The sequence below is a fragment of the Streptomyces sp. NPDC042638 genome, from assembly GCF_040647235.1.
In the GTDB taxonomy this organism is placed as follows: domain Bacteria; phylum Actinomycetota; class Actinomycetes; order Streptomycetales; family Streptomycetaceae; genus Streptomyces; species Streptomyces rameus.
The window spans coordinates 26,757-48,350 of the sequence record NZ_JBEZBT010000058.1; the positions used below are offsets into that span (position 1 = coordinate 26,757).

Genomic DNA, 21,594 nt, shown 5'->3' on the forward strand with positions numbered 1-21,594 from the left:
CCGTGCGCCGGCGCTTCGGGCTTCGGGCCCTGCTCCGGTCCTTCCGGCTTGCCCCCGTGCTCCTGCTCGCCGACGGTGTTTCCGGCCGTGTTGCCCTGCGTGTTCCCGGCCGTGTTGCCCTGCGTGTTCCCGGCCGTGTTGCCCGCGACGTTGCCCGCGGTGCCACCGCTCGTGACGCCGACGATGGGACCGCCCAGGAGCCCGCCACTGACCAGGCCACCGCCGAGCAGTCCGCCACCGGTCGTTCCGGCCGTCGTTCCGGTGGTCGTGCCGGCCGTAGTGCCCGCCGTCGTTCCACCGGTGGTGGTGGTCGCGCAACTGTTGAGGAAGATCCTGTTGTTGTCCAGCGTCACGGCGCCGTTACGGGCCAGCGCCCGGCCCTCGATGTTCGTCCCAGTGGTCACACTGATCGAGGTCAGCGCCATGATGGTGCCCACGAAGGTGGAGTTGGTGCCGAGGGTGGCCGAACTTCCGACCTGCCAGTAGACGTTGCACGCCGAAGCACCGTTGGTGAGCAGCACCCGGCTGGAGGACGCCGTCGTGAGGGCTTCGGGAATCTGGAAGACCCAGACGGCGTTCGGGTTCCCTGCGGCGTCCAGGATCAGGTCGCCGGTCAGCCCCACACCGGCCGTCGCGGTATAGACGCCGGGGATCAGCGTGGTGCCCGTGGTGATGCCGGCCGGAAGTGCGAAGTCCGTGGCCTGTCCGGCCGCGTTGTTGTACGCCGTGACCAGGTCGGCCTTGGCCTGGAGTGCGACGGCGTCCGCGGCGTGCACGGCGCCGAGCACCTGCCCGGGCGGGAACCCGGAGATGGCCGGATTCGGGCTCGTCCCGAGGTCGTGACTGATCAGCGAAGGACCGGTGTTGGTGACTCCCTGTCCGGCGAGAACGGAGAAACTCGCGGCAGTTGCCAGGGGCACGGGCGTGGCGATGGCCAGCGCCTGTGTCGGAGTCAGGGCGACCATCGCGGCGGCGACCGTTGCGGCGAGAGTCGAAGCCAGCAAGCCGGACAGAGAGCGACGGCGAGCCGCCTGAGGGATTCTCAGCTTCATCGAGAGGCCATTTCCTGTAGGGGCCTGGGCATACCGGGCCTTAACCGTTCGCCCGGGAAGCCTGTTGCTCTTGGCATATTACGCAAAAGTTTTCACTCGAAGCCGGAATGGAACGACGGACGTGCGACCGCTCATTCCTATGGTGCAAGTGATGTTTGAAGCATTTAAATTCATCTCCCTGATTATCCGACTTTCTTTCCCTCGATGTTCCGCGAGATATACGGCGGAGCGAGGCGGCGAGGGCCGGCTCGTCGGCGGGGTGGCTGGGCGGGGAGAATGCCGCCGGTGACCGTGGGAAGCGACACGGCGATCGCCTACCCCGGGGCTGCCCGTCTCGGCACCAGCGACGGCGGCGTACCGGGGGACCGCAATTCCGAAGTCGGCACTGACACTTTCGTGCCGGGCCTACTCAGGTTCGGGCGTGGTGGCGACGAGAATCTGTGCGGCCGGGGTGATGTTGTCGGCCCGGACCGCGCGGGCCATCGCTTCGCGGGCGGCATCGGCTGCGGTGGCCGGGGGAACCACCAGCAGGGCGAAGTGGTCGTTGTCGCCTCGCGTGATGAGGACGGTGTCGTCGCCCACCGGGTGGGAGTCGAGGTGCACGACCTGGTCGTCGATGACCAGGCGGGTCGGAAGCCCGTTCCAGGCGGACGCGTCCAGGGCCACCCTGGTGATCCGCCCGAGATGCCCGGTCAACTCGCTGATCAGCGCGGGCAGCTCGGTCTCGATGTCGCGCGTGCGCGGCCACCACGCGCCGTCCAGGAGTCCCTCACGGGATCGCGTGGTCTCCAGTCGCAGCAGGGCCGTACCTGGCTTGACCGCCTGGTGGATCGCATCCGGCAGCAGCAGCGGGGGCGTGTGGGGAAGGTCGGTGTCAGCCATGCGGGTCCGCCCGTCTACGGGTACGGCCGTGCGTCGTCGCGGTTCGCGGGCCTACCGACGCCGGTGCCCGGCCGGCGGCGTGCACCAGCCGTCGTCAGTCCACGATACTCTCGCTGCCCGATCCGGCCGTCGCCGGAAAATACCTGGTCACGGCGCTCAGAGTCCGCCGAACAGGCGTACAGTGAAAACACCGGAGGTACTTCGCACACCGGCTTTCACGCGGGTGTCATTTCCGGCGATCACGACAATACCGGGCTGCCGAAGGGCAGCCCGGGGGCAGGTCCGCACCATGACCACGACCCTTGACCGGACCGCCCCCCGCGACCTCGCCGCAGAGCTTCCGGCACGCTTGTCCCTCACCCCGAAGACCCCGCTCGCCGGCCAGCTGGACGGGGCCTGGTGGCCCTACTCCCGCGACCTCGAAGCCGAGCTCCCACCGCTCACCGCCGCCCTGGACACATTCTGGGGGCGCGTGACGCGTGTGACCGTGAACCCCACCCGCTGGCCCGTCGTGCCGCACACGGTGGCCGTGGGCGGGCGACGGCTGCACGTGGGCTGGTTCACCGAACAGGACCCCGACAAGCTGATCCTGCTCTCCTACACCGTAGGGCGCTGGGACCTCCTCGTCGTCCCGCCCGAGACCGCACCCGCCGCCGCGGCTCGTCTCATGGCCGCCGCCGCGATCCCGGGCAGCGCCCTCACCGCGGGCCTCCTGATGGCCGACGAAGCCGTCATCGCGAGCGGCATCCGTGACATCGTGCGCCGGGAAGCCACCTGGGAGGACGAAGGCGGAGCCTGCATGTCCCCCTCCGGGAACCCGATGAGGCGAACCATCCTCCCGCTGACCGGAAACGGCCGGAGGTGAGATCCGTGGAAACCCTCGTCATCATCGCGGTGATCGCCGTCGCGATCGGCATCGGGACGCGCCTGATCCACCTGCTCAACGCCCAGCACGACGCCCGGATCGCGGCCCACCACTTCAGCGCCCCCCTGCCGAGGCCTCCCGGCCTGCCGGACGACACCGGACATCGGGCCCACCGCACGGAAACGACCGGTGAGGAACGGATCTTCCCCGGACCGGAGCGGCGGCCGGGGCGCCACGGCGCCCCCGTCCCGTCGGCTTCCCACCCGCCCCGAAGGGACCACGCCCACGTGAAGTACACCGAGACCCGGACACCGCCGTCGCCCGGGCACGCCGAGGTGCGGATCATCGCTCACACACCCGAAGCCGCGCGAGCGGTCGCGCAGGTACTTCGCCACTGCTTCGCCGGAGCGGAACAGCGCAGCTACCCCGGCCCCGACGGCGACACCCGCCTCCACCTCACCGTGGACACCGCGACACCCGCCGGCCCCGCCCGCTCCTGGCTGGCCGCCAGCCGGAGCCCCGTCGGCACCGGCGCCCACCCCGACGAGACCTGAGAGCCACCACGGGCCCGGAACCCACCCCCGCACACGGAAGAACGCGGTCATGGCCACACTGAGCGAACGCAGGACCTACCGCGAACAGGTGCTCCGGGCCCTGTACGAAGCCGTCGAAGGCAACCGCCTCCTCGGTATCACCGGAGCACAGCTGCGACGCGACCTCCGCATACCGGAACAGGATCTCGCCGCCGCCTGCACCTACCTCGCGGGCGAGAGCCTGGTGACCGTCGACTGGGAACCCGGCAACACCCCCGCGATGGTCACCCTCACCCATGAGGGGATCCGGCGGATGGAGTCCGAGGAAGAAGAGCACAGCTGATTTCCCGGAGCGGCCCGGGCGCGGACGAGCCGGCGAAGGTGCGGCCGACGCGTGCGGGCGGGCCGGACGAAGGACCGCCCGAGAGGAGCCGCCCAAGAAGGGCCGCCCGGGTCGTAACCGCACGGCGCCGGGCGCGTTGTTCCCGGTGACGGCCGTGGCGGGGAAGACCCCCGAGCCCCCACCACGGCCGCTGAAACCTTCCTAGGCCAGGCCGGCCCGCTCAAGGGCCTCACTGCCGGCCCGCAGGGACGCGAGCCGCTCCTCCAGGGTGAAGCCGGCCGGAGCGAGGCTGAGGGTGGTGACCCCGGCGGCGGCGTACTGCTTCATCCGGTCGGCGATCCGGTCGACGGAGCCCAGCAGCGTGGTCTTGTCGATGAGGTCCTGGGGGATCGCGGCGGCCGCCCCCTGCTTGTCCCCCGACAGGTACTTCTGCTGGATGTCGGCGGCCTCCTTCTCGTAACCCATGCGCTGCGCGAGCTGGTTGTAGAAGTTCTGCTTGGCGCTGCCCATACCGCCGACGTACAGCGCGGTGTACGGGCGGAAGGTGTCGGCGAGCCGGGCCACGTCCTTGTCGTCGCCGACGGCGAGCGGCAGGGTCGGGCACACGTCGAACCCGTCGAGGGTCAGGCCCGCCTTCTCCCGGCCCGCGCGCAGATGCTTGACCGTGGTCTCCTCCAGGTGCTCGGCGGAGGGGAAGATGAGCAGCGCGCCGTCGGCGATCTCGCCGGTCTGCTCCAGGTTCTTCGGGCCGATCGCGGCGATGTACAGCGGGATGTGCTCGCGCTGCGGGTGCACGGTCAGCTTGATCGGCTTGCCCGGGCCGCCGGGCAGCGGCAGCGTCCAGTGCTCGCCCTCGTACGTCAGCCGCTCCCGGGTCATCGCCCTGCGGACGATCTCCACGTACTCGCGGGTGCGGGAGAGCGGCTTGTCGAACTTGACGCCGTACCAGCCCTCGGAGACCTGCGGGCCCGAGACGCCGAGGCCGAGCCGGAACCGGCCGCCGGAGAGCGAGTCGAGCGTGGCAGCGGTCATCGCGGTCATCGCGGGCTGCCGGGCCGGGATCTGGAAGATGGCCGAGCCCACGTCGATGCGCTCGGTCTGGGCGGCGACCCAGCTGAGCACCGTGGCCGCGTCGGAGCCGTACGCCTCGGCGGCCCAGCACACCGCGTAGCCCAGCCGGTCGGCCTCCTGCGCCACCGCCAGGTTGTCGCCGTCCATTCCGGCACCCCAGTAGCCGAGGTTGATCCCGAGCTGCATGCGCGATTCCCCTTACCGATGAGTAACGTCCCTTGGCGGTGACCATAGCGCGGGGCGGATTCCGACGGCAGGGCGCCGCGGACGTTTCCCGGTCGGCGTTCCGGTTCCGCCGCCGCGCCGGGGGCCGATCAAGTTATCCACAGGCAACCCACCGCACCGGTTCTGGCCAGTAATCTCGCCCGCATGGAGCAGAGGCATCTCGGCCGTACCGGCCTGCGTGTGTCCCGCATCGGGCTCGGCACCCTCACCTGGGGCCGGGACACCGACGAACACGACGCCGCTGACATGCTGAAGGCGTTCTGGGAGGCCGGCGGCACCCTCGTCGACACCGCCGACGTGTACGGCGACGGGGAGGCGGAGTACCTGCTCGGACGGCTCATGGACGGCCTGGTGCCGCGCCGGGACCTGGTCGTCTCCACCAAGGCCGGCAGCGTACCCGACCCCGACCGCCGCTTCGACGGCTCCCGCGGCCATCTGCTCGCCGCGCTCGACGCCTCCCTGGCCCGCCTCGGCACGGAGTACGTCGACGTGTGGCACGTCCACGCCTACGACCCCGGCACCCCGCTGGAGGAGACGCTCCAGGCCCTCGACCTCGCGGTGAGCAGCGGACGGGCCCGGTACGCGGGCGTCTCCAACTTCTGCGGCTGGCAGCTGGCCAAGGCGGCCACCTGGCAGCTGGCCGCGCCGGGCACCCGCACCCGGCTGGCCAGCACACAGCTGGAGTACTCGCTGCTGCAGCGGGGCGTGGAGCGCGAGGTGCTGCCGGCCGCGCTCGACCTGGGCGTGGGCCTGCTGCCCTCCTCCCCGCTCGGCCGGGGCGTGCTGACGGGCAAGTACCGGCACACCACTCCCCCGGACTCGCGCGGCGCCTCCGAGCACCTCGCCCCGTTCGTCGAGCCGTACCTGGACGACACGGCGACCCGCATCGTGGACGCGGTCACGACGGCCGCGGACGGCCTCGCGGTCACCCCGCTCCAGGTGGCCCTCGCCTGGGTCCGGGACCGGCCCGGGGTGGCCGCGCCGATCGTCGGCTCGCGCAACGCGCAGCAGCTCACGGCGGCGTTGTCAGTGGAGGCCCTTAGTCTTCCTGACGAGATCTGCCGGGCGCTGGACGATGTGTCGGCGCCCGTGCACCGCTATCCCGATCACGACTGGAGCACGCTGTGAGCACGGAGCCGGAGACCACGGAGGAAGCCGGGCCGGGGACGCCGGACACCCCTCGGAACGCGAAGCAGGGGGAAGCGGCCGGGGAGCAGGGCCGTGCGCCCGCCGGCGGCGCGGCGGAGGGTTCCGTGGAGAGCGAGCCGGGCGGGACCGCTGAGGCGGCGGGGGCCGGGGAAACCCAGGTCGGCGACGGCGAGCCGGACGCGGGCGGCACTGCGGGCGGCACTGCGGGCGGCGACGGCCCGCACAACGGCGCGAGCGAGAGGCCAGAGGGAACCGGGCCGGGCGGGGCGGCTGAGACGGCGGCCGGGGCCGAATCCCAGGTCGGCGACGGCACGGAGAGCGGCGGCACCGGGAGCCCGGAAGAGCCCGGGGCGGGCGAGGAAGCCCAGGGCGGCGACGGCGGGACCGGCACCGGCGAGACCGGGAGCGGCGACGGCGCGAACAGCGCGGCGGCGGTGTCCGAGGCGGAGGCCGAGCTGCTCGCGCAGCGGGCCGAGCGGGAGCGGATCGAGCGGCGCAAGGCAGAGCGGAAGGGCCCGATCGACAGCGGCACCAAGCTCAGTGGCAGGGCCGCCGATCTGCTCGCGGCGGTCCGGGCGGTGGAAAGCGGCGAGAAGCCGGCGGCCACGGTGTTCGCCGAGCCCGCGCCGGCGCCGCGCCGGCCCGCCACCGAGCCGGTGCGCAGGCCCCAGCCCGCCCCCGCCCAGGTGGCGCCCCGCGGTCCCGCACCGGAGGCGGTGGAGGCGGTGCGCCGGGTACTGACCGAGGGCGGCGCCCCCGATGCCCTGGCCCCCCAGATCGCGGCGGTCCTCGGCGAGGGCGCCGACACCGCGCTCCGGGAGGACCCCTGGCTGCTGCTCCGGGTCGGCGGCGTACGGCCGGAGCAGGCCGACGGCTTCGCGCGGGCGCTGCTCGGTGCCGCCTGCGGGCCGGACGACGAGCGGCGGGGCCGTGCGGTGACCGTCTGGCTCCTGGAGCAGGCGGCCGTGGCCGGACACACCGCTCTGGAACTGCCCGCGCTCACCGAGGCGCTGGGCCGGCAGGGCGTGCCGGACCCGGACGCGGCGGTGCAGGGCGCGCTCGCCGAGGGTGAGGCGCTGGTGTTCCAGGACGCCCTGGAGGAGCCCGGCGCCCCCGCGCCCGAGGACGCCGAGGAGGAGCAGGAGCGGCCGGTCCGGGTCCTCGTGGGCCTGGAGCGGTACGCACTGGCCGAGGAGAGCCTCGCCGACGGCCTGGCCCGGCTGGTCAACTCCCCGTCGGAGGAGGCCGGGCAGGCGTGGGAGGCGGCCGCCGCCGGGCTCTCCGGCGGTGCGGCCGAGCTGGCCCGCGCGGTCGCCGGGCACGGCCTGGTGCTGCACACCGGCGCAGAGGCGGCCCGCGCCGAGCCGGCCTCGTTGCTCGGGGCCGCCCGCGCCGCGGGTCTGCGGGCCTTCGCCGCCTGCCACACGCCGGACGGGCGCCGGCGGGTGGCAGCGCAGCTGGGCGCGGACCTCGCGGAGCGGGCCGTGGGCACGGTCGCCGGGCTGCTGTCCGGCGCCGAGGGTCCCGGCCGGGACGCGGACGGCGCGCTGGAGCTCGACCTGCTGATCGTGCTGGACGCACCGCAGCTCGACGTGGAGAGCGCGGCGATGCTGGTGGAGTCGCTGCGCGACGGGGCCCGGCTGGTGCTCAGCGGCGACCCGGGTGTGCTGTGGTCGGCCGGGCCGGGCCGGGTCTTCGCCGATCTGCTCGCGTCCCGGGTCTGCCCGCAGGCCGCCTCCCGCGTCCCGGACCCCGGTCCCCTCGGCGAGCTGGTCTCCGGTATCGGCATCGGCGAGCTGAACCAGGTCTCGGCCCCCGGCAAGGAGGTCGTCATCGTGCCGGTGCGCGACGCGGGCGAGGCCGTGCACCGGACGGTGCAGCTGGTGGCGGACTCGGTGCCGCGGGCGATCGGCGTCCCGGCCGACCAGACCGTGGTGATCACCCCGGGCCATGGCGGCGCCGCGGGCACCCGTGCCCTCAACTCCGCCCTGAAGGAGCGCCTCAACCCCGGGCCCGGCCGGTTCGGCGGCTTCGACCCCGGGGACCGGATCGCCTACTCCCCCGCGCCGGGCCGCACGGTGCCGGGCGTGGTGGTGAACGCCGACGCCGACGGACTGCACCTGTCGTGCGCCGGCGTCCCCGTGGTCGTACCGAGGGAGCGGGTGGAGGGCAGTGTCCGGCACGGCTGGGCGGTCACCGCGCACCAGGCGGTGGGCGCCCGCTGGCCGGCGGCGGTCGTGGTTCTGCCCGGCGACGCCGCGCAGGCGCTCAGCCGGCCCTGGGTGTACACGGCGTTCGGCCGGGCGGAACGGCATCTGTCCGTGGTCCACGGGGTGGAGCAGGCCCTGCCGAGGGCGGTCGCGGAGATCCCGCCCAAGCCGCGCACGACCCGCCTGCAGACCCTGCTGCGCCCCCAGGCGACCTGACCGTTCCCTCCGCCATGGCCGCCATGGTTGCCATGAACGCCATGGCCGCCATGGCCACCGTGGCGCCGATCAGCCACGACGGCGGAAGCCGGCGGTGCCGTACCGGCCCCGGCGCCCACGGCACCGCCGGGCCCGGCCTCACTTCTCGGCGTCGAGCGGTTCCAGCTCCTCGTCCTCCTCGACGAAGTCGAGTTCCTCGTCGTCCTCGCCGGCGGAGTCCTCTTCGTCGAACACCGCGCTCACGTCGAACCGGCACACCACCGTCTGGGGATCGATGTGCTCGAACGGCGCCTCCAGCCACTCGCCGGCCTCGGGCGGCTCCTCCGCCGCCGTGACCCAGAGCGTGGAGTCGCCCTCCTCCAGACCGAACTCCTTGTGCCGGGAGGCGATCTCGTCCGGCTCGAACTCCCCGAAGAGGATGCCGAGCGCCCCGGGGACGGTCCCGGCGGCATCGTCGTCGTCCGCGCCGTCGTCGATCTCCGCCGCCTCGACCCGCTGGGCCTGCGCCAGCAGCCGCTGGGGTTCCGCCACGGTGTAGTCGCGGCGGATCAGCACGCTGATCGCGTTCGGTTCCTCGGGGCCCGCGTACGGCGGCAGCGCGTCCTCCGCACCGGGGATCTCGAAGGGCGTGACCTCGTCATAGCGGTCGTAGAGCAGCTCGTCGTACGCCTCCGCGGCAGCGGCCAGCTGGTTGAACGCCTCGGAGACGGCCGGATCGTCCTCCCCCGACCTGCGTTCGACCGCGGCCAGATGACGGTCGAGCGCGGTCTTGACCGCCTCCGCGGCGGAGCGTACGTCGGCAGCGGTGGGCTGCGCAGCATCAGACATAGTGCAGACGCTATCCGTACCAGGCACCAGCCCGCACAATAGATGCGATGCCGGAATACGAATTTGTCGACGTGTACGTGCCTCGCGGGGTCTCCCGCAAGGAGGCGACACGTCTGCTGACCGACCATGCCGAGTACGGACACTGGGAGTTGGACCGACTGAGCCTGTTGCGCGACGGCAGCCGCAGGGTGCGGTTGCGCCGGCGGATCATCCGCCAGGTACGCGCCACATGGTGAGTGCGGACATGGAACGGAGCGGGCGCCCGCCGGAATGGCCGGGCGCCCGCTCCGTCCGCCAGGCGTACGGCCCTGGCCCCGGGCCGTACCGCCGTCGTACCCGGCGCTGCCGTTACGCCGAGGCCCGGGCCTTGCGGTAGAGCACCGCGCCCGCGAGCAGCGCGCCCGCGCCGGCCGGCAGCGCGATGCCCAGCGGCACCTCGCTGCCCGTGTGCGCGAGCTCGGCGGTGGTCAGGGGCTGGGCGGAGCGCCCCGTCCGCGCCTCGACCTGGGAGGCACCGTGGGCCGCCGCGGAGCCGCCCGTGGCGGACCGGACGCCCTTACCGGGGTGGCCCTGGCCGCCCGGCTGGTGCGGAGTGCCGGGGGTGCCGGGACTACCGGTGCTGCCTGGGTGACCAGGCGTTCCGGGGTGCCCCGGGTGTCCCGGCTGACCCGGGTGACCGGGCTGCCCCGGCTGACCCGGGTGTCCCGGCTGACCGGGATGGCCCGGGTGGCCCGGGTTTCCGGGCGGGTTGTCGTGGCCGCCCCCGTTGGCACAGTCATTGCCCGTGCTGGTGTTACCGACCCCGATGATGTCGACGCTGTTGCCGCACACGTTCACCGGGACGTCGATCGGCACCTGCACGGTGTTGCCCGACCCGACGCCCGGCGAGCCGCTGGTGTGGCCGCCCGCGTGCGAGCCGCCGGAACCGCTGTGCCGGCCCCCCGGTGCGCCGCCGTGGTTGGCGCAGGCGTTGCCCACCGACGGGTTGAGGAGCCCGACGACGTTCACGGTGTTGCCGCAGACGTTCACCGGGACGTGCACCGGTGCCTGCACCGTGTTGCCGGACAGTACGCCGGGTGAGCCCCCGGCGGCGCCCGCCGCGCCCGAGTCGGCGTGTGCGTAGCCGCCGGCGGCGGCGATCACGCCGGTCGCCGCGGCCATGGTCATCAGGCCCTTGCGCGTGCCCTGTCGCATGCTGAATCCCCCCTGCCTTCTGTGCCTTGCTTCTCAGGAGACCGGTCGGCCCCGGAACGCATGGCGCGCGCTCCGGGGCCGACGGCTCGTAAAAGGACGCCCCTCAGGGAGCCGGTGTCACTTGTTGACGCAGGCGTTGCCGAAGGCGGGGTTCAGGAGCCCGATCACGTTGATCGTGTTGCCGCACACGTTCACCGGGACGTGCACGGGCACCTGGACGACATTGCCGGACACGACGCCCGGGGAGTGCACGGCGGCACCCTGGGCCCCGGAGTCGGCGACGGCGAGGCCCGCACCCGCGAGAACCAGACCACCGGTGGCGGCCGCAGCAGCGACGACCTTCTTGATCATTCTTCCTCCTAGTTGACAATGCGACCCCAAGGCGCGGGATCACATCAGCTGCAACGAGGAGGAAGTAATGAAGCTACGAGCTTATCGTCGCATTCACCCTTCTCAGTCGGCGTCGTACGGCTGCCCGATTACCGTCTCGCGCGCCCCCGAGAGGGCCGGGATCACGACGCGTCGATGAACCGGTCGAGCACCCGTACGCCGAACCGCAGCCCGTCCACGGGCACGCGCTCGTCCACGCCGTGGAACATGCCGGCGAAGTCCAGCTCCGGCGGCAGCTTGAGCGGGGCGAAACCGAAACCGCGGATACCGAGGTCGTCGAAGGACTTGGCGTCGGTGCCGCCGGAGAGCATGTAGGGGATCGCCTTGGCGGTCGGGTCCTCGGCGAGCAGCGCGGACTGCATGGCCTCGACCAGGTCCCCGTCGAAGCCGGTCTCCAGCGCCTTGTCGGTGTGCACGTCCTCGCGGCGGACGTTCGGGCCGAGCAGCCGGTCGAGGTCGGCGAGGAACTCCTCCTCGTGGCCGGGCAGGAACCGACCGTCGATATGGGCGGTGGCCTCGCCCGGGATGACGTTGACCTTGTAGCCGGCGCTGAGCTGGGTGGGGTTGGCGGTGTTGCTCAGGGTCGCGCCGATCAGCTTGGCGATGCCGCCGAGCCTGGCGATCGTGGCCTGCATGTCCTCCGGGTCCAGCTCGGTGCCGAGCGCGTCGCCCAGCTCGTCGAGGAAGGCCCGGGTGGTCTTGGTGACCCGCACCGGGAACGTGTGCCGGCCGACCCGGGCGACGGCTTCCGACAGCTCGGTGATGGCGTTGTCACGGTGGATCATCGACCCGTGTCCGGCGGTGCCGGCCACGGTCAGCTTCATCCAGTGCATGCCCTTCTCGGCCGTCTGGATCAGGTACAGCCGCCGTTGGTCGTTCACGGTGAAGGAGAAGCCGCCGACCTCGCTGATCGCCTCGGTGACGCCCTCGAACAGCTCGGGGTGGTTGTCGACCAGGTGGCGGGCGCCGTACGTACCGCCCGCCTCCTCGTCGGCGAGGAAGGCCACCACGATGTCCCGCGGGGGCCGGCGCCCGCTGCGCAGCCGGTCGCGGACGACCGCGAGGGTCATCGCGTCCATGTCCTTCATGTCGACGGCGCCACGTCCCCACACGCATCCGTCGGCGATCTCGCCGGAGAACGGGTCGTGGGTCCAGTCGGCGGCGTTGGCCGGTACGACGTCCAGGTGGCCGTGGATCAGCAGCGCGGGCCGGGACGGGTCCTCGCCCTCGATCCGGGCCACCGTGGAGGCGCGGCCGGGGTGCGACTCGTAGATCTTCGGCTCCAGCCCGACCTCGGCCAGCTTCTCGGCGACCCACTCGGCGGCCTTGCGCTCGCCCGGCCCGGAGTGGTCTCCGTAGTTGCTGGTGTCGAACCGGATCAGCTCGCGGCAGAGGTCCACGACCTCGTCCTGGCCGGTGACGCTCCTGGCCGTGTCCGTCTCGCTCACGCTGCTTCCTCCCGCTGTCACTGCTGGTGGTCCCCCCATCCTCTCTCCGGTCGTGTCCGGCGCCCAAGGCCGGTCCCGGCCCGTCACACACCGTTCACGCGTGCCCGGCCACGGCACGGGGGGTGATCAGGCACCCCCGAAAGCCTGGTAATGTTTCCTTCGTCGCCGCGAGGCAAACCCCGCCGGGAAAACCTCGCTCGACAGACACCTTGTCCGGGTGGCGGAATGGCAGACGCGCTAGCTTGAGGTGCTAGTGCCCTTTATCGGGCGTGGGGGTTCAAGTCCCCCCTCGGACACCACTGAGGGCCCCTGTTCGTCAGGGGCCCTCTGCTTTTGCCTCGCCCTCTCCGTACCGGCCTGTCACGCCGGGGCCGTCGACGGATGCCCCAACCGGCCCCCAATGTCCGCTTATTGGCGCTCGTGTGGGCCATCTCTCCTCCGCCGCGAAGACCGGCAGGTCAGCGATCCGGAACGATCACGCAGTGCACCCGGGCGGCCCCTCTCGCGTGGTCGGACGAGGGGCCGGAACCTAGCGTCGTACTAAGATTTCCGGTTTGTCACCCAGCCGGACCCGACGTGAGGACCTGATGGCAGCCACAGACGAGAGCAGCGCTCTCGGCGTGCTCGACGAAGAGATCCGCACGCAGTTCGGGGACAGGGCGCGTTTCTCGGCGGCCCCGGCCGCCTCGCCGCGCACCCTGGTCGACGTCTTCGACGCGTCCGTGCGGTCGCACCCGGACGAACTCGCGCTGGACGACGGCACCCACCGCCTCACCTACCGTGCGCTGGCCGTGGAGGTGGAGCGGCTGCGGCTGCGGCTCGCCGACACGGGGGTCGGGCTCGGGGACCGGGTCGGGGTGCGGGTCCCGTCGGGGACCAACGAGCTGTACGTCGCCATCCTGGCGGTCCTCGCCGTCGGTGCCGCCTACGTCCCCGTCGACGCCGAGGACCCGGACGAGCGGGCCGAGCTGGTGTTCGGCGAGGCGGACGTACGGGCCGTCGTCGGGGCCGGGCACCGGATCACCGTCCACGGTGCCTCCACGGTCGCGGCCGGCCGGCCCGGCACCGAGCACGACGCCTGGATCATCTTCACCTCCGGGTCCACCGGCAGGCCCAAGGGCGTCGCCGTCACGCACCGCAGCGCCGCCGCCTTCGTGGACGCCGAGGCCGCGCTGTTCCTGACCGAGGAGCCCATCGGGCCCGGGGACCGGGTGATGGCGGGTCTGTCCGTCGCCTTCGACGCGTCCTGCGAGGAGATGTGGCTGGCCTGGCGGTACGGCGCCTGCCTGGTGCCCGTGCCCCGGTCACAGGTCAGGAGCGGTGCCGATCTCGGGCCCTGGCTGGTCGAGCAGGAGATCACCGTCGTCTCGACCGTGCCCACGCTGGCCGCGCTCTGGGAGCCCGAGACCCTGAACGACGTACGGCTGCTGATCTTCGGCGGCGAGGCCTGCCCGCCCGAACTGGCGCAGCGGCTGGTCACCGAGGGGCGCGAGGTGTGGAACACCTACGGGCCGACCGAGGCGACCGTCGTCGCCTGTGCGGCGCTGCTGACCGGCGAGGAGCCCATCAGGATCGGGCTGCCGCTGAACGGCTGGCAGCTCGCCGTCGTCGACGACGCCGGGGAGCCCGTGGCCCTGGGGGGCAGCGGGCAGCTGGTCATCGGCGGGGTCGGCCTCGCCCGGTATCTGAACCCCGAGAAGGACGCCGAGAAGTACGCGCCGCTTCCGTCCCTGGGCTGGGAGCGGGCGTACCGCAGCGGTGATCTGGTCAGGGCCGAGCCCGAGGGGCTGGTCTTCCTGGGGCGGGCCGACGAGCAGATCAAGCTCGGCGGGCGGCGCATCGAGCTGGGCGAGGTGGACGCCGCGCTGCAGGCGCTGCCCGGCGTCGCCGGGGCGGCCGCCGCCGTGCGCACCGCCCGCGGCGGCAATCAGCTGCTCGTGGGGTACGTGGTGACCCAGGAGGGCTGGGACCGCGCGGCGGCCGTCGAGAAGCTACGGGCCACACTGCCCGCCACGCTCGTGCCGCTGCTCGCGCCCGTCGCCGAGCTGCCGACCCGGACCTCCGGGAAGGTGGACCGCAACGCACTGCCGTGGCCCCTGGAGGGTGTGCAGACCCCCAAGGCCGACCTGTACGGCACCGAGGCCTGGCTCGCCGAGCAGTGGGCGCAGGTGCTGGGCGCCCCGGTGACCAGCGCCTCTGACGACTTCTTCGCGATCGGCGGCGGCAGTCTGGCCGCCGCCCAGCTCACCACCCGGCTGCGCACCCGCTACCCGAGCGCCGCCGTCCTCGACATCTACCAGCAGCCCGTGCTGCGCAAGCTGGCCCGGCGGCTGGAGGCCTCGGCGCAGGACGACGGCGCCCGGCGCACGGTCGCCCCGGTGCCGCTCCGCGCCCAGGCCGTCCAGCTTCTCGTGCTGCTTCCGCTGGTCACACTGCTCGGGCTGCGCTGGACGCTGGTGCTGGCGGCGGCCGGGAACCTGCTGCCCGGCTACGCCTGGCTGCCCACGGCCCCCTGGTGGCTGCTCGCGGCCGGTGGCCTGCTGTTCTTCACCCCGCCCGGGCGGATCGCGCTCGCGGCGGGCGGGGCGCGGCTGCTGCTGCGGGGCGTGGCGCCGGGGCGGTATCCGCGCGGCGGGAGCGTGCATCTGCGGCTGTGGACGGCCGAGCGGCTGGCCGAGTTCAGCGGGGCCACCGCGCTGACCGGATCCTGGCTGGAGCGGTACGCGCGGGCGCTGGGCGCCAAGGTCGGGCCCGAGGTGGACCTGCACTCGCTGCCACCGGTCACCGGGATGCTCAAGCTGGGCCGGGGCGCGGCCGTCGAGTCCGAGGTCGACCTGTCCGGTTACTGGCTGGACGGCGACCGCCTGGAGGTCGGCCCGGTCAAGGTCGGCGCGCACGCCGTCGTCGGGACGCGCAGCGCGCTGTTCCCGGGTGCCCGGGTCGGCAAGCGCGCCGAGGTGGCGCCGGGGTCGGCGGTCACCGGGCAGGTGCCCACCGGTCAGAGGTGGGCGGGCGCGCCCGCGGTCAAGCTCGGCAAGGCCAAGCGCAACTGGCCGAAGGAGCGGCCGCAGCGGGGCACGTACTGGCGGGTGATGTACGGCGTGACGGGTTTCGTACTCGGCGCCATGCCGCTGTTCGCGGGCGTGGCCGCGCTGCTGGTCGCCCGGATCTTCGTGGCGCCCGGCGGCTCGCTCGCGCAGGCGCTGCGCGGGGCCGCGCTGGGGCTCGTGCCGGCCACGCTCGCCTACGGGCTGGCGTACGCGCTGCTGATCCTGGCCGGCGTGCGGGTGCTCAGCCTGGGGCTGCGCGAGGGCACGCATCCGGTGCACGGCCGGGTCGGCTGGCAGGCGTGGACCGTGACGCAGCTGATGGACCGGTCCCGGGAGACCCTGTTCCCGCTGTACGCGGGTCTGGTCACGCCCGTGTGGCTGCGGCTGCTGGGGATGCGGATCGGGCGGGGCGCCGAGGTGTCGACCGTGCTGGCGCTGCCGAGCCTGACCACCGTCGGCGACGGGGCGTTCCTGGCGGACGACACACTGACGGCGCCCTACGAGCTGGGCGGCGGCTGGGTGCGGATCGGGCGCGCGGAGATCGGGCGGCGGGCGTTCCTCGGGAACTCGGGGATGACCGCGCCCGGGCGGAGCGTGCCGGACGGCGGCCTGGTGGGCGTGCTCTCGGCGACGCCGAAGAAGGCCAAGAAGGGCACCTCGTACCTGGGGCTGCCGCCGGTGAAGCTGCCGCGCAGTGCGGCCGACGGGGACCAGAGCCGTACCTACGATCCGCCGGCCGGGCTGCTGTGGGCGCGTGCTCTCGTGGAGCTGTGCCGGATCCTGCCCGTGCTGTGTTCGGCGGCGCTGGCCGCGGCGACGGTGGTGGCGCTGTGCGCGCTGGGGGCGTGGGCCTGGGCCCTGTCGGGGCTGGTGCTGGTGGCGGCGGGGGCCGCGGCCGCGGTCGTCTCCGTCGGGGCGAAGTGGCTGCTGGTGGGGCGGCACCGGGCCGGGGAGCATCCGCTGTGGAGTTCGTTCGTGTGGCGCAACGAGCTGGCGGACACGTTCGTCGAGGTGCTGGCGGTGCCGTGGCTGGCCGGGGCGGTGCCGGGGACGCCGGTGACGACGGCGTGGCTGCGCGGACTCGGCGCGCGCATCGGCAGGGGCGTCTGGGTGGAGAGCTACTGGCTGCCGGAGACGGACCTGGTGACCCTGGGGGACGCGGCCACCGTGAACCGCGGCTGTGTCCTGCAGACTCACCTCTTCCACGACCGGATCTTGCGGACGGATACTGTGGTCCTCCGTGAGGGCGCCACGCTGGGCCCTGGCGGGATCGTGCTGCCCGGCAGCACGATCGGGGCCCGCACGACCCTGGGTCCCGCGTCGCTCGTCATGGCCGCGGAGTCCGTCCCGGACGACACCCGCTGGCTCGGCAACCCGATCGAGGCATGGCGTCCGTGAGCGCGGGCCACTCGGTGCCCGCGGGCGCCGGTGCACCGAACGGTTCGAGCAAGGGGCAGGGAGCGAACACGGAAGTGGCAGTGCAGCAGCCGGCGGGTCCGGACCCGTACTTCCCGGACAACGGCGATCCCCGGTACCGGGTGCATCGCTATGAACTCGCGCTGGACTACCGGCCCGGCCCCAACCGGCTGTCCGGCACCGCCCGGATCAACGCCATCGCCGGGCGGGCGCCGCTCGCCGAATTCCAGCTCAACCTGGCGGACTTCAGGATCGGCCGGATCCGGGTGGACGGCCGCCAGCCGCACTACACGCACCGGGGCGGCAGGCTGCGGGTCAAGCCGCCCAAGCCGGTACGGGCCGGGGCCGCCTTCACCGTCGAGGTGCACTGGTCCGGAAATCCGAAGCCGGTGGCCAGCCCCTGGGGCGGGCTCGGCTGGGAGGAGCTGGAGGACGGGGCGCTGGTGGCGAGCCAGCCGGTCGGGGCGCCGTCCTGGTATCCGTGCAACGACCGGCCCGCCGACAAGGCGTCGTACCAGATATCGGTGACCACGCCGTCCGCGTACGCGGTGGTCGCGGGCGGGCGCCTGCTGACCCGTACGACGAAGGCCTCGACGACCACCTGGGTGTACGAGCAGTCCGTGCCCACGTCCAGTTATCTCGTCGGGCTGGCGATCGGCATGTTCCAGACGGTGCTGCTGGGCGACCCGGGGCCGGGTGGCGTTCCGCAGCACGGGCACATCCCGGCGCGGCTGCTCCCCGAGTTCTCCCGGGACTTCGCGCGGCAGCCCGCGATGATGGACCTGTTCCAGGAGCTGTTCGGACCGTACCCGTTCGACAGCTACGCGGTCGCGGTGACCGAGGAGGAACTCGATGTCCCCGTCGAGGCACAGGGGTTGTCGCTGTTCGGCTCCAACCACGTGGACGGCGCCCGGGGCTGGGAGCGGCTGGTGGCGCACGAGCTGGCGCACCAGTGGTTCGGCAACTGTGTGTCCATCGCCGACTGGCGGCACATCTGGCTGAACGAGGGCTTCGCCAAGTACGCGGAGTGGCTGTGGTCCGAGCGCTCGGGCGGGCGCGGCGCGCAGCAACTGGCCGCCTCGGCGCACAGGTTGCTCGCCACGCTGCCGCAGGACCTGGAGCTGGCCGACCCGGGCCGCAAGTCGATGTTCGACGACCGGGTCTACGAGCGGGGCGGCCTGGCCGTGCACGCGGTGCGCTGTGCGCTGGGCGACGAGGCGTTCTTCCGCATGGTGCGCGACTGGGTGCGGCTGCACCGGAACGGGTCCGTGACGACGGAGGCGTTCACCGCGCATGCGGCCCGCTTCGCCGACGAGCCGCTGGACGGGCTGTTCGACGCCTGGCTGTACGGGACGGCTCTGCCGCCCCTGCCGGTGCTCGGCGGTTAGCCCGCCGGGGAGCGCCGGCCGGGACGCCGCGCGGGCCGGCGGGGACGCTCGTACGGTGGGAGGAGGAGGCCCTCCTGCCCGTGGGGGCGTGTGCTCCGTGGATCTTCCCTGGACGTGACCCGTGGCCCGGCCCAACGACGACGTCGAGGCGCTCCTGCGGGAGTACGCCGATCTCCTCGCGATCACCGGAGGCGACGCCTTCAAGGCACGCGCCTACGAGAAGGCGGCGCGGGCGATCGGCGGGTATCCGGCCGACATCTCCACGCTGGACGCGGAGGGGCTGCGGGAGATCCCGAACGTGGGCCGGTCGATCGCCGAGAAGGTGGCCGAGTACCTCCGCACGGGCCGTATCGCCCTGGTCGAGGAGCGGCGGGCGAGGATCCCCGCCGGGGTGCGTGAGCTGATCACGATCCCGACCCTGGGGCCGAAGAAGGCGCTGCGGCTCTACGAGGACCTGCACATCTCGTCCGTGGACGAGCTGGCCGCGGCCATCGAAGCGGACGCCCTGGCCGATCTGAAGGGTTTCGGCGAGAAGACGCAGGACAACATCCGGCACGGCATCGAGCTGCTGCGGCGGGCGGGCGCCCGGGTGCCGCTGGCGTCGGCGCTGGACACCGCCGAGGGGATCGTCGCCGAGCTGTCCGGGGTGCGGGGCTGCGAGCGCTGCGCGTACGCCGGTTCGCTGCGCCGGATGCGGGAGACCGTCGGGGACCTGGACGTGCTGGTCGCGGCGGAGCGGTCGGCGCCGTTCATGGACGCGCTGTGCGGGCTGCCGGTCACCGCCGAGGTCGTCGCGCGCGGCTCGAAGAAGACATCGGTGCGCACCGGCAAGGGGCTCCAGGTCGACCTGCGGGTGGTGCCGCCGGAGTCGTGGGGCGCGGCGATGCAGTACTTCACCGGTTCCAAGGCGCACAACATCCGCACCCGGACCATCGCCGTGCACCAGGGGCTGAAGCTCTCCGAGTACGGCCTGTTCGACACCGGGAGCGGGGAGTCGGTCGCCTCCCGTACCGAGGAGGAGGTGTACGCGCGGCTCGGCCTGCCGTGGGTGCCGCCGACGCTGCGGGAGGACCGCGGGGAGATCGAGGCGGCGCTGCGCGGTGAGCTGCCCGAGGTGGTGACCGAGCGGGACATCCGCGGTGACCTGCACACCCATACCGACCTGACGGACGGGCTCGCGCCGCTGGAGGCGATGGTGGAGGCCGCCGCCGAGCGCGGGTACGCGTACTACGCGGTCACCGACCACGCGCCCGATCTGTACATGCAGCGGATGACACGGGAGAAGATCCTCGCCCAGCGGGAGCGGCTGCGGGAGCTGGACGGCACCCGGCGCCGGATGCGGCTGCTGCACGGCACCGAGCTGAACATCGGACCGGAGGGGGAGGTGGACTGGCCGGAGGAGTTCCTGGCCGGTTTCGATCTGTGCGTGGCCTCGCTGCACTCCCACTTCGACCTGGGCCGGGCGGCGATGACGCGCCGGCTGGTGCGGGCCTGCGAGAACCCTCACGTCCATGTCATCGGGCACCCCACGACCCGGCTGATCGGGAAGCGGCCGGGCGTGGACGCCGACTGGGACGAGGTGTTCGCCGCGTGCGCGCGCACCGGCACCGCGCTGGAGGTCAACGCCCAGCCGGACCGGCTGGACCTGTGCGACGAGGACATCCTGCGGGCCAGGGCGCACGGGGTGAGGTTCGCCGTGAACAGCGACGCGCACTCCGTCCCGCACCTCGGGCAGCTGCGCTACGGCGTCGGCACCGCGCAGCGCGGCTGGCTCACCCGGGACGACGTGATCAACACCTGGCCGCTGGCCCGGCTGCGCCGGTTCCTGCGCGAGGGCGGGCGCTGAGCCCGGAGCCTCACGGCGGTGTGCCGGTGTGCCGGGCCCGTACCGTGAGGGTGCCGCCCGCTCCGTGTTCGACCCGGGTTCCGTGGGCGCTGTGGCGGCCGTCGAGGACGGTGCGCAGCCAGGCGGTGTCGTCGGCCGAGGCGTGCTCCAGGCGCAGCCGCCGGGTCCGCAGCGGCACCATGCGCAGGCCGGTGAGCCGGCCGGTGCCCCGCTCCACCGACACCAGGTACAGCAGCCGCAGGTCGTCGCGGTAGCGCTCGTAGCCGCCGATGCCCTCGTAGTCGTCGACGAGGTCGCCGCACCCGTACAGGACGAGCCGGTCCCGGTACACCTCGGGCGGGCGCGGGTGGTGGGAGGAGTGTCCGTGGACGACGTCGGCGCCGGTGTCGATGAGCGCGTGGGCGAAGCGGATCTCGTCGCGGGGGATGACGTAACCCCAGTTCGGGCCCCAGTGGACAGACGCGACGACGATGTCGCCGGGCTCCTCGATCTGCCGCAGGCGGTCGGCGAAGTCCGTCGCGGCGGCCGGGGACGGCGCGGCGACGAAGGCGACGCCGGGCCGTTCGGCGGTGGCGGCCCAGCTGTGCGGGATCCCGCTGGACGGCATGCCGAAGGCGAGGACCAGGACGCGTCCGCCGCCGCGCAGCGGGACGGTCGCCGGCCGCCATGCCGCGGGCGCGTCCCTGCCCGCGCCGGCGGTGCGCAGCCCGGCCGCGGCGAGGGTGTCCAGCGTCTGGGCCAGGCCGGACGGCCCGAAGTCGAGCACGTGGTTGTTGGCGAGGACGCACACGTCGGGACGGGCGGCGGCGAGGCAGGGCAGGTTGGCCGGGTGCATCCGGTAGTGGACGCCCTTGCCCGGTGCGAAGTCGCCGTCGCCGGTGACGGCGGTCTCCAGGTTGATCACCCGCACGTCCGGCGCGGCACGCTCCAGCAGGGGCAGGGCCTCGCCCCAGGGCCAGGCGGGGTCCACGGGCCGGGGTATCGGTCCGTTCGCGGCCTCCGCGAGGGCGACGTAGTCCCGGGCGTCGTGCATGTAGTCCTCGTGCAGCACCGGATCGCCGGGGTGCGGGAGGATCTGGTCGACTCCTCGGCCGAGCATGACGTCTCCGGCGAGGAAGAGGGTGACGGTGCCGTGGGGCATGGTTGCCGCCTGTTCGTGCGCGGGCGCCATGGTCGCCGTCTATGTGTCAGCGGGCCCATGGTCGCCGCCTATGTGTCAGCGGCCCATGGTTGCCGGCTATACGTGCGCGGGCGCCATGTGGTCCGTGAACCAGTCGCGTGCCAGTTCGGTCACCCTCTCCAGCGTGCCGGGTTCCTCGAAGAGGTGGGTGGCCCCGGGGACCACCTCCAGCCGGTTCTCGCACCGCAGTCGTGCCTGTGCGTCCCGGTTGAGGCCGAGGACCAGGTCGTCCGCGCCGCCGACGATGAGCAGGGTGGGTGCCGTCACCGCGGGCAGCCGGGGGCCGGCCAGGTCCGGCCGGCCGCCGC

17 protein-coding genes, 1 tRNA gene and 1 pseudogene are annotated in these 21,594 nt (G+C 73.1%); 10 read left to right on the forward strand and 9 right to left on the reverse strand.

Annotated elements, in window-relative coordinates:
• The coding region (locus AB0B40_RS32175; RefSeq protein ID WP_362267035.1) for an ice-binding family protein at positions 1-1,052 on the reverse strand (1,052 nt) is incomplete at its 3' end.
• A 405-nt stretch (positions 1,053-1,457) separates the two neighbouring features.
• Positions 1,458-1,934 (reverse strand): DUF5994 family protein, encoded by a 477-nt coding sequence (locus AB0B40_RS32180; protein WP_345049200.1) that lies wholly within the window; start codon positions 1,932-1,934, stop codon positions 1,458-1,460.
• Positions 1,935-2,223: 289 nt separating this feature from the next.
• Between AB0B40_RS32180 and AB0B40_RS32185 the strand changes: the two genes are divergently transcribed.
• The 3 genes from AB0B40_RS32185 (at position 2,224) to AB0B40_RS32195 (ending at position 3,675) form a co-directional block, all read left to right on the forward strand.
• Entirely contained in the window at positions 2,224-2,799 is a 576-nt protein-coding gene (locus AB0B40_RS32185; RefSeq protein ID WP_345049198.1) for a DUF5994 family protein, read from the forward strand.
• Between the two features lie 287 nt (positions 2,800-3,086).
• Positions 3,087-3,353: a hypothetical protein gene (locus tag AB0B40_RS32190; protein ID WP_345049189.1), complete on the forward strand. Its 267-nt coding sequence runs from the start codon at positions 3,087-3,089 to the stop codon at positions 3,351-3,353.
• A gap of 49 nt (positions 3,354-3,402) precedes the next feature.
• Positions 3,403-3,675, forward strand: coding sequence for a hypothetical protein (locus AB0B40_RS32195; RefSeq protein WP_345049185.1), 273 nt, complete (start codon positions 3,403-3,405; stop codon positions 3,673-3,675).
• Between the two features lie 201 nt (positions 3,676-3,876).
• Here AB0B40_RS32195 and AB0B40_RS32200 read toward each other — a convergent pair whose 3' ends face one another.
• Positions 3,877-4,932 carry an LLM class F420-dependent oxidoreductase gene (locus tag AB0B40_RS32200; protein WP_345049183.1) on the reverse strand — a complete coding sequence of 352 codons (1,056 nt, stop codon included), beginning with the start codon at positions 4,930-4,932 and terminating at the stop codon, positions 3,877-3,879.
• Between the two features lie 183 nt (positions 4,933-5,115).
• On the opposite strand from AB0B40_RS32200, the gene AB0B40_RS32205 reads away from it, so the two are divergent.
• Together AB0B40_RS32205 and AB0B40_RS32210 are read left to right on the forward strand one after the other, a co-directional pair.
• Positions 5,116-6,099: an aldo/keto reductase gene (locus AB0B40_RS32205; protein WP_345049180.1), complete on the forward strand. Its 984-nt coding sequence runs from the start codon at positions 5,116-5,118 to the stop codon at positions 6,097-6,099.
• On the forward strand, positions 6,096-8,546 hold the full coding sequence (locus AB0B40_RS32210; RefSeq protein WP_362267037.1) for a helix-hairpin-helix domain-containing protein: 2,451 nt from the start codon (positions 6,096-6,098) through the stop codon (positions 8,544-8,546). The genes AB0B40_RS32205 and AB0B40_RS32210 overlap by 4 nt, the downstream gene beginning before the upstream one ends.
• A 138-nt stretch (positions 8,547-8,684) precedes the next feature.
• On the opposite strand, the gene AB0B40_RS32215 is transcribed toward AB0B40_RS32210, so the two are convergent.
• On the reverse strand, positions 8,685-9,374 hold the full coding sequence (locus AB0B40_RS32215) for a hypothetical protein (RefSeq protein ID WP_345049173.1): 690 nt from the start codon (positions 9,372-9,374) through the stop codon (positions 8,685-8,687).
• 47 nt (positions 9,375-9,421) lie between these two features.
• Between AB0B40_RS32215 and AB0B40_RS32220 the strand changes: the two genes are divergently transcribed.
• Positions 9,422-9,610: a DUF5703 family protein gene (locus tag AB0B40_RS32220; protein ID WP_014671721.1), complete on the forward strand. Its 189-nt coding sequence runs from the start codon at positions 9,422-9,424 to the stop codon at positions 9,608-9,610.
• 112 nt (positions 9,611-9,722) lie between these two features.
• Here the strand turns inward: AB0B40_RS32220 and AB0B40_RS32225 are convergent, their stop codons facing one another.
• The 3 genes from AB0B40_RS32225 to AB0B40_RS32235 all read right to left on the reverse strand — a co-directional run bounded on the left by AB0B40_RS32225 (position 9,723) and on the right by AB0B40_RS32235 (position 12,406).
• On the reverse strand, positions 9,723-10,568 hold the full coding sequence (locus AB0B40_RS32225; protein ID WP_362267039.1) for a chaplin family protein: 846 nt from the start codon (positions 10,566-10,568) through the stop codon (positions 9,723-9,725).
• A gap of 117 nt (positions 10,569-10,685) precedes the next feature.
• Positions 10,686-10,919, reverse strand: coding sequence for a chaplin ChpH (chpH, locus tag AB0B40_RS32230; protein WP_345049153.1), 234 nt, complete (start codon positions 10,917-10,919; stop codon positions 10,686-10,688).
• Positions 10,920-11,080: 161 nt separating this feature from the next.
• On the reverse strand, positions 11,081-12,406 hold the full coding sequence (locus AB0B40_RS32235) for a M20/M25/M40 family metallo-hydrolase (protein WP_345049149.1): 1,326 nt from the start codon (positions 12,404-12,406) through the stop codon (positions 11,081-11,083).
• Positions 12,407-12,617: 211 nt separating this feature from the next.
• On the opposite strand from AB0B40_RS32235, the gene AB0B40_RS32240 reads away from it, so the two are divergent.
• From AB0B40_RS32240 to polX, 4 genes are all read left to right on the forward strand, one after another.
• Positions 12,618-12,705, forward strand: a tRNA-Leu gene (locus AB0B40_RS32240).
• Between the two features lie 288 nt (positions 12,706-12,993).
• A complete protein-coding gene (locus AB0B40_RS32245) occupies positions 12,994-16,854 on the forward strand; it encodes a Pls/PosA family non-ribosomal peptide synthetase (RefSeq protein WP_362267041.1) in 3,861 nt (1,286 codons plus the stop codon).
• Positions 16,855-16,928: 74 nt separating this feature from the next.
• Positions 16,929-18,260, forward strand: a complete 1,332-nt coding sequence (locus AB0B40_RS32250) for a M1 family metallopeptidase (protein ID WP_362267043.1) — start codon at positions 16,929-16,931, stop codon at positions 18,258-18,260.
• 121 nt (positions 18,261-18,381) lie between these two features.
• Positions 18,382-20,106 carry a DNA polymerase/3'-5' exonuclease PolX gene (polX, locus tag AB0B40_RS32255; RefSeq protein WP_362267045.1) on the forward strand — a complete coding sequence of 575 codons (1,725 nt, stop codon included), beginning with the start codon at positions 18,382-18,384 and terminating at the stop codon, positions 20,104-20,106.
• 10 nt (positions 20,107-20,116) lie between these two features.
• On the opposite strand, the gene AB0B40_RS32260 is transcribed toward polX, so the two are convergent.
• Positions 20,117-21,247, reverse strand: a complete 1,131-nt coding sequence (locus tag AB0B40_RS32260) for a CapA family protein (RefSeq protein WP_362267047.1) — start codon at positions 21,245-21,247, stop codon at positions 20,117-20,119.
• 96 nt (positions 21,248-21,343) lie between these two features.
• Positions 21,344-21,594, reverse strand: a pseudogene (locus AB0B40_RS32265) (phosphoribosyltransferase); the annotation flags it as partial.